Origin of the sequence: Arthrobacter sp. NPDC093128 (genome assembly GCF_040683875.1) — a bacterium.
GTDB lineage: Bacteria > Actinomycetota > Actinomycetes > Actinomycetales > Micrococcaceae > Arthrobacter.
In genome coordinates this window covers 1-7,787 of sequence record NZ_JBFBEY010000054.1, presented here as the reverse complement: position 1 = coordinate 7,787, position 7,787 = coordinate 1, and the positions used below count along the sequence as shown (strand labels likewise).

General features: G+C 58.3%; 7 protein-coding genes. All 7 read left to right on the top strand.

Going from position 1 to position 7,787, the window contains the following annotated elements:
* Positions 1–156 precede the first annotated feature (156 nt).
* On the top strand, positions 157–1,575 hold the full coding sequence (leuC, locus tag AB0N24_RS27160) for a 3-isopropylmalate dehydratase large subunit (RefSeq protein WP_364131622.1): 1,419 nt from the start codon (positions 157–159) through the stop codon (positions 1,573–1,575).
* A 1-nt stretch (position 1,576) separates the two neighbouring features.
* Positions 1,577–2,164 carry a 3-isopropylmalate dehydratase small subunit gene (leuD, locus tag AB0N24_RS27155; RefSeq protein ID WP_364131619.1) on the top strand — a complete coding sequence of 196 codons (588 nt, stop codon included), beginning with the start codon at positions 1,577–1,579 and terminating at the stop codon, positions 2,162–2,164.
* A 75-nt stretch (positions 2,165–2,239) separates the two neighbouring features.
* Positions 2,240–2,635 carry a winged helix-turn-helix transcriptional regulator gene (locus tag AB0N24_RS27150; protein ID WP_364131617.1) on the top strand — a complete coding sequence of 132 codons (396 nt, stop codon included), beginning with the start codon at positions 2,240–2,242 and terminating at the stop codon, positions 2,633–2,635.
* Between the two features lie 503 nt (positions 2,636–3,138).
* Positions 3,139–4,275, top strand: a complete 1,137-nt coding sequence (locus AB0N24_RS27145) for an LLM class flavin-dependent oxidoreductase (protein WP_364131614.1) — start codon at positions 3,139–3,141, stop codon at positions 4,273–4,275.
* Positions 4,276–4,763: 488 nt separating this feature from the next.
* A complete protein-coding gene (locus tag AB0N24_RS27140) occupies positions 4,764–5,168 on the top strand; it encodes a nuclear transport factor 2 family protein (protein ID WP_364131611.1) in 405 nt (134 codons plus the stop codon).
* Positions 5,169–5,616: 448 nt separating this feature from the next.
* Positions 5,617–6,675: an NAD(P)-dependent alcohol dehydrogenase gene (locus tag AB0N24_RS27135; protein ID WP_364131608.1), complete on the top strand. Its 1,059-nt coding sequence runs from the start codon at positions 5,617–5,619 to the stop codon at positions 6,673–6,675.
* A gap of 193 nt (positions 6,676–6,868) precedes the next feature.
* The gene (locus AB0N24_RS27130) at positions 6,869–7,132 is read left to right on the top strand and encodes a hypothetical protein (protein ID WP_364131605.1); all 264 of its coding nucleotides are present in this window, start codon (positions 6,869–6,871) and stop codon (positions 7,130–7,132) included.
* Positions 7,133–7,787 lie beyond the last annotated feature (655 nt).

Sequence of the window (7,787 nt, the reverse complement as noted above, 5' to 3'; positions counted from 1 at the left end):
ATCACCGACCTCGCCAACAGGTGGGGGTTCTACCACCCGAGCCGGTTCGCCGCCAGGTACCGGCAAAAGTACGGCGAACTCCCCAGCGAAACCCTGCAACGGCACGTCTAAACATCAATACCGCCGCTTACGCTGCACCGAACGAATTGAGTAATTATGGGCTACACCCTTGCCGAAAAAGTGTGGAACTCCCACATCGTGCGCCACGAGGACGGTAAGCCGGACCTCCTCTACATCGATCTCCATCTCGTCAACGAGGTCACCAGCCCGCAGGCATTCCAGGGCTTGGCGTTGACCGGTCGGAAGGTGCGCAGGCCGGATCTGACGATTGCGATGGAGGACCATAATGTGCCCACGATTGGGATCGATAAGCCGATAGCGGATCTGACGTCGCGTCTGCAGGTTCAGACGCTGAGAGAGAATTGCGCCAAGTACGGGATCAACCTGTTCAACATGGGCAGCACGGAACAGGGCATCGTTCATGTCGTGGGCCCGCAGCTTGGCCTGACCCAGCCAGGGATGACCATCGTGTGCGGCGACTCCCACACCTCTACGCACGGCGCGTTCGGCGCACTTGCCTTCGGCATCGGAACCAGCGAGGCCGAACACGTCCTCGCGACCCAGACGCTCCCGCTGCAACCGTTCAAGACCATGGCCGTCAACATCCAGGGTCAGCTTTCCCCCGGAGTCACATCTAAAGACGTCATCCTCGCCCTGATCGCACAGATCGGAACCGGTGGGGGTCAGGGCTACGTGCTGGAATATCGGGGCGACGCCATCAAGGACATGTCCATGGAGGCGCGGATGACCGTCTGCAACATGTCTGTGGAGGCAGGTGCCCGTGCGGGTTTGATCGCACCGGATACCAAGACCTTGGAATATCTCAGGGGCAAGCCTCACTCGCCTGCCGACGATGAGTGGGCTTTGGCTACGGAGTACTGGCTTTCGCTGGGAAGCGACCCGGACGCCGTCTATGACGCCGAGGTGACCCTGGATGCTACACGGATCACACCGTTCGTCACCTGGGGAACCAACCCGGCGCAAGCGGTACCCATCAGCGGCAACGTACCCGATCCCGATGGCTTCTCTGAAGAACGCGACCGGTCGGCAGCGAAAAGATCACTTGCCTACATGGGGCTCGCAGCCGGGACTGCCATGAGGGACATTGCCGTCGACGTGGTCTTCCTTGGTTCGTGCACCAACGGCCGCATCGAAGACCTGCGTGCCGCCGCAGCAGTTCTGACCGGACAGCGCATCAAGGAGGGCCTGCAGATGCTCGTCGTCCCCGGCTCGATGCAGGTCAAAGCTCAGGCGGAGAAGGAAGGGCTCGACCAGATCTTCCTAGATGCGGGGGCCGAATGGCGGTTTGCTGGCTGCTCTATGTGTCTGGGAATGAACCCGGACCAGGTACCGGCCGGCAACCGCTGCGTATCCACGTCCAACCGGAACTTCGAAGGCCGCCAAGGCAGGGGCAGTATGACGCACCTCGTCTCGCCCCCGGTAGCAGCCGCAACCGCCATCCGGGGAACCATCTCAACACCTTCAGACCTGCAGAAAACCGGAACAGGAAAGTAGCATGCAAAAATTCACCGTCCACACCGGCGTAGCCATGCCCCTGAAGCAGACCAACGTCGACACAGACCAGATCATCCCGTCCAAGTACCTCAAGAGGATCAGCCGGATCGGGTTCGCCGATGCCCTTTTCGCCGACCTTCGCGCGGACGAACAATTCCCTCTCGATAACCCCCGGTTTGACGGTGCTTCAATCCTGGTTGCCGGAGCTGACTTTGGAACAGGATCATCCAGGGAACACGCCGTGTGGGCCCTCATGGACAACGGATTCAAAGTCGTCATCTCACCAAAATTCGCTGACATCTTCCGGGGAAACTGCGGAAAAGCGGGTCTCGTTGCCGCAAAACTGGACCAGGCAGACGTGGAGGACATCTGGAGAGCCATCGACAGGACCCCCGGTCTCCAATTGACAGTCAACCTCCCCGATCAAAGCATCACCTGCGCGGAACGCAAGTACACCTTCGATATCGACAACTACGTAAAATGGCGCCTCCTCGAAGGACTAGACGACATCGACCTGACAGAACGAGCCAACGCCGACATCGAAACCTTTGAAGCAGAGAGACCAACCTTCCTGCCAACGGTACGTTAGCGCTGCATGGGCCCAGATTCCGGGGTGACGCCATGCGGATTTCCCCAACAAACACCGAACGAAAGGCCTGTAACAGTGGGCTTCGCCGCAAAAAAGCTCGGGGGCCAAGACCCCTTCTGGTCTGAAGAACTTACGGTGGCTGCTGCTGTTTACGGCACGGCGGCGCATATGCAAATCATCCGCTATTTGCGGGCGAACGGACCCTCCACCCGCCACGAGGTCGCCCACTGCACCGGCCTCAGCTTCGGCCTCGCCGCGCAATGCCTGAACAGGCTCAAAAGCGCCGGAGTCGTGACGACCCCACTGGAGGAGCAGAACGCCAGGACATACGCCATTGAGACAGCGCGCGCCCGGTACCTCTTCCACGCGCTCGAATGCTACCTCAACATCGGGCTGGAGGACCGGAGAGATGCATCGGGCTTCGCCGGCGTACTGCCACTTCATGGCGGACTGAGGCGGCAAACCGGTTAAGATCGCCGGCTATTGTCTGCTCAGGCTGCGTCCATCACGCCTAAGTCAAAAGACTGCAGAAAGCGGCTGTTGGATGGCACTGAACGGATGGTGTGACCCAGCTCTCAGTCAATATCGTCTAGGTATGAGCCAACGCCGAACAATGAAGGTTCGCTGAAAGGAATTCGAAAGCACACATCGTGATCTCCTCCTTCAAGGAGAAGGCAGAGGCAATAGCGCTCGCCACTGCACCGCATACCGACTCGACCGGCGGCTCAATGGACAAAGGACGTCCACGCAGTTCTCAGAGTAGAGGACGATGCAGGTGCCGGCACGGTGAGCCAGCACTACCCAATCGTTGTACCGCAAGAACCGTTCTACTATCCGATTCCCCTGGAGCCGGATATGAGAACGGGATGGAACTAACCAATGGATACACAGACTAAGTCTGTTTTGAGTCGAATTGACCGGCGCAACTCCGCGATTCAATCAAGCTCGTATAGAAAGAAACCAAACAAATGACAATGCCTGCCCACGAATTGGACACCTTCGGCGTCGGAAACGTCGCCCTCGAATCAACCCCGATCATGAATGACCAGAAGATGAAACTTGGACTCTTCGCGTTCAACTGCAGCGGGGGCATGGTGATGAGTAACGCTCCCACAACGTTCAGAGTCACTTGGGACCAGCAGGTCAAGATTGCGCAGCTTGCCGATCGCATCGGCTTTGAAGCAATCGTCCCGGTCGCCCGTTGGCGGGGCTTCGGCGGCGACACCAACTTCAACGGTGTTTGCTTCGAAACCTTTACGTGGGCTGCTGGACTTGCCCAAGCTACGGAAAGAATCCAAGTCTTCACCACCACTCACGTACCCACGGTCCACCCGATTGTCGCCGCGAAGGCCGCTACAACCATCGACCACATCTCAGGGGGACGGTACGGTATCAACGTTGTTATGGGCTGGTTCCCGCCGGAAATGGAAATGTTCGGCAATAAGCAGAAAGCCCACGACGACCGTTACAAATTCGGCGCCGAGTGGCTGGACTTCGTCGAAGAACTGTGGAGCAAGCCGGGCGAATTCGACTTCAAAGGCGAGTTCTTCGACGCGAACGGAGTCGAGGCGTACCCCAAACCGTTGACTGGACCCCGGCCCGCATTGATCAACGCGGGAAGCTCACCAGCCGGACTGGAATTCTCCGCCAAGTATGTGGATGTGAACCTCACTGCATTGGACAGCCTTGAAAGCATGCGCGAACACTCTACGAAAATCAAAACGCGGGCGCGTGACGGATATGGCAGGAAGATCCAAGTAATGACTTACGCGCTCGTTGTGTGCAGGGATACGGAAGAAGAGGCGCAGGCAGCGCACCGACAGATCATCGAAGAAGGCGACTGGGCCGGCGCGCGCAACGTGATGAGCGCCCTCGGTATGGAAAGCGAGTCGTTCGCCGCGCAAATCGAAAAGTACCAGGAGCGGTTCATTGCTGGCTGGGGCGGGATCAACATTGTCGGCACGCCAGAGCAAGTGGTCGAGCAGTTCCGTGAGCTCTCCGATGCCGGCATGGACGGCGCCATCCTGGGATTCCTTGACTACGAGAAGGAGCTGGAGCACTTCAATGAAAAGGTAATGCCCTTGCTCAAAGAAGCAGGACTGCGCCACTGAAAATACACCGTATGCCAGTATGAGCGCCGCCGAGTCACCATGCCATGACCGACGGCAACAACTTACTGCATGGACCCCGACAAGGCCCCAACCGGAACTCAGTGGCTGCAGCCCCTACAGCGTGGACTGGACGAGCACTTGGTCCAAATATCATCATCCGGTCGTTGGCTAGCTGAGTGCAAGCAGTCAGCGCCGCAGAAGTGACACGTCGGGCCGCTGCGGGCATATGACACGCCTGGATGAGTCCGGTCGGGGTCTTGGGAGCACCACTCGACCGCGTGTTCAATGTGCATCGTGAACAGCCGGTCAGCTGACGCACTACCCTCTCCTACGCGGACCTCCCAAAGTCCCAGCCATGTACCTCGTGGACGCTCGAACTGCGTCGGCCCGAGATGAAGTCGCCCAAGCACTATGTACTTAAAATGAAACCTGAACTAGATTCACTTATTGCAGTGTTCTTCCTCACAACTACCGCATAAGGAGACAACGTGTCTGAAACCAGCACCGCAAGCAAGAACCTTAAGGTAATTCCGACCGCCGACTACGAAGCTGTGAAGGCAGCCATGGCTGGCTACCTGGAAGGCCTGACCGTCGGCAACTTCGACCGCATCACGGACTCGTTCCGTGAGGACGCCACCATGCACGGCTTTACCGCCGCCGGCCTGACAGAGGGTTCCTACAAGAACCTCAAGCCCTACGTGGACCAGTTCGGAGCCGCTCCTGATTCCAAGTGCCACCTCGACGTGCTCGCCATCACCCCGAGCACCGCAGTGATCCGCATCGACATGGAAGACAACGCCGACGGCACCGACTACACGGACTTCCACACCCTCATCAAGCAGGACGGCACTTGGAAAGTCGTCGCCAAAGTCTTCCACCAGTACGGGACTTAGGCCAGGGGATCAGGGGCGTATCTCATCTGCTGTCTGACACTTCGACATGCATCTCACCGGTGCACCCGTTCTTGCCCGTGATGCAGGAGCGAACGCTGTCGGAATATTTTTTGAAGGCAGGGTGGGGACGAGGTCGCTTCATTCATGAAGCCTCTGGCACATGCTCGCGCAACATTTAACACCGTAATACCCCGCCACAACGGATGAGGGCGAGCCTTCACAGTTCTTGCCCGTAGCGCAATTTCCGGAAAGATCAGCCGGCACGGTCCCATCGCCGGACCAGCCTTGCATAGAACCCTCAAATGTCTCGCATCCGAAACGGGACTCGGCGCGTTTCAAGCTGCACGTTTGTGTCTTGTGCAAAGGCTGCATACTGCGGCCCTACCTCCCACCCGGCGTCGAAACAGCTACGACGCATGATTTGAAGAACATAGAGTTGGAGAAATTTATGACTATGAAAGCTCTTGTTATGCCCGAAGTCGGCAAGATTGCGATCAGAGAGAAAAACATTCCAGAACCTGGGCCAGACGATGTTCTGGTCAAAACCACGGCCGCCCTCGTCTGCACATCGGACATCCACACCGTCAACGGCGGCCTTCCGGTAGCCGATGGCGTTACTTTGGGTCATGAGGCCGCAGGAGTCGTGGCCGCCGTTGGTGCAAACGTGACAGGTTTTCGGGAAGGCGATCGCGTGCTGGCACCAGCCGTCACCCCGTGCTGGGAATGTCGCTACTGCCAGGGTGGCTACCCTTCCCAGTGCGGGGGCATGCTTGGAGGATATCGCTACACTGCCCAAGTCGATGGCAACATGTCCGAGTACTTCATCGTTCCCAAAGCCCGAGCTAACCTGGCTCCCATCCCGGAGGGCGTTAGCGACTCCGAAGCGGTCTACGCTGCCGACATGCTTTCCACGGGTTTCATGGGTGCCGAGAACGCTCATCTGCGACTCGGTGACACAGTCGCCGTATTCGCCATGGGGCCAGTGGGATTGAGTGCGGTCATCGGCTGTGCACTACAGGGCGCAAGCAGGATTTTCGCAGTAGAGACACGACCGGAGCGCCAGAAACTAGCCCGCATCTACGGTGCTACGGACATCATTGACTTTGAAGAGGGCGATCCCGTGCAGCAAATCCTCGCCGCCACAAGCGGTGAAGGTGTTGATGCCGCTATCGAGGCATTGGGCTCCCCGCACACTTGGGAAGCTTGTGTTCGTGTGACCAAACCGGGAGGCCGGATATCAAATGTCGGATACCACGGCGAGAGCAGAGAGCCGCTTCGGATCCCGCTAGATGCATATGGCTTGGGTATGGCGGACAAGTCGATTTACGGCGGCCTGTGCCCAGGAGGGAACGACCGTATGCAACGAATTCTCGCTCTGATCGAGGCTCGCCGATTCGATCCAACGCATATGACGACCCACCAGTTCAGCTTCGATGACGTCGAGACCGCTTTCCGCATGATGAAAACGAAAGAGGACAACATCATCAAGCCACTAATCACTTTCTGACAACTTCAGCATGACGGATGGGGCCAGAGCGAGATTGCTGGGCGGTTCGGAACCGCCGGCCGCCGGTTCCACTCGTCCTTTCTTCTTGGTGCTTAGGTGAACCTTACTGCACTGGGGAGCCTGAAAGCACGCTGGAACACCCAACGGGGGGTTAGGACCCGCGCGTGAAGGCTACGGCAGGAACATTCAGGTCATGACCCACGCGCTCGTTGTGTGCCGGGACACCGAAGAAGAGGCCCGTGCAGGGCATCGACAGATCATCGAAGAGGGAGACTGGGCAGGCGCACGGAACGTGATGAGTGCCCTGGGCATGGAAAGCGAGTCGTTTGCCGCGCAGATCGAAAAGTACCAGGAACGGTTCATGGCCGGGGCGGCATCAACAGTGTCTGTACGCCCGAGCAAGTGGTCGCGCAGTTCCGGGAGCTCTCCGAGGCCGGAATGGACGGCACAATCCTGAGATTCCTTGACTACGAAAAGGAGTTGGAGCACTTCAATGAAAAGGTGATCCCCCTGCTCAAAGACGCAGGACTGCGCCACTAAAGCCCACCAATGAACCGGCTACACTCCATCCTAGAGCTGGAGCCGCAGGTAGGAAGCGGTTCTTACCTGCGCGTCCGTCAAAATCAGTGGGCCCAGCCATTGCCCGTCCAGGGAAATCCCGTCCGCACTTCGGACGGGATTTCCCCTCTCCAGGCGGGAAGCGGCCATGTTGTGCGCAAGTCCAGGGGATGCACCGGACGAGTAGAATCGGATCATCGGGAGATGACCATGAAGAGCCCTTGAGACCCAGACCAAGAAGTTTATGGAGCATTTCATCGCCGGCCGGGAGCTATTTGTCCGCCGTGATCACGAACAGCATCGCCCGGGTGTGGTCGGCTCAAAGAAACTCAGATACTCAAACGACTTGTCATACCCCTCCTGAGGCAGGCGAGAGCTAGGTCACTTACTCTCAAACCGCTCGCCGCGAACTCCGTGGGGAACACGAACTGGCTTCGGCGCCATACGCGACCCCACGCAGTCAAAGGTCAATGGAGCCCTTGATGAACCAGATCCTCAAACTACTTGACGCACATCCGGTACTGCACACCAGGGACATGGATGCCGCCCGCGAA

Bases quoted from the DNA above. Each gene is read 5' to 3' on its own strand.
- leuC (WP_364131622.1), top strand. From the start codon at position 157: ATGGGCTACACCCTTGCCGAAAAAGTGTGGAACTCCCACATCGTGCGC.
- leuD (WP_364131619.1), top strand. From the start codon at position 1,577: ATGCAAAAATTCACCGTCCACACCGGCGTAGCCATGCCCCTGAAGCAG.
- AB0N24_RS27145 (WP_364131614.1), top strand. From the start codon at position 3,139: ATGCCTGCCCACGAATTGGACACCTTCGGCGTCGGAAACGTCGCCCTC.
- AB0N24_RS27135 (WP_364131608.1), top strand. From the start codon at position 5,617: ATGACTATGAAAGCTCTTGTTATGCCCGAAGTCGGCAAGATTGCGATC.
- AB0N24_RS27130 (WP_364131605.1), top strand. From the start codon at position 6,869: ATGACCCACGCGCTCGTTGTGTGCCGGGACACCGAAGAAGAGGCCCGT.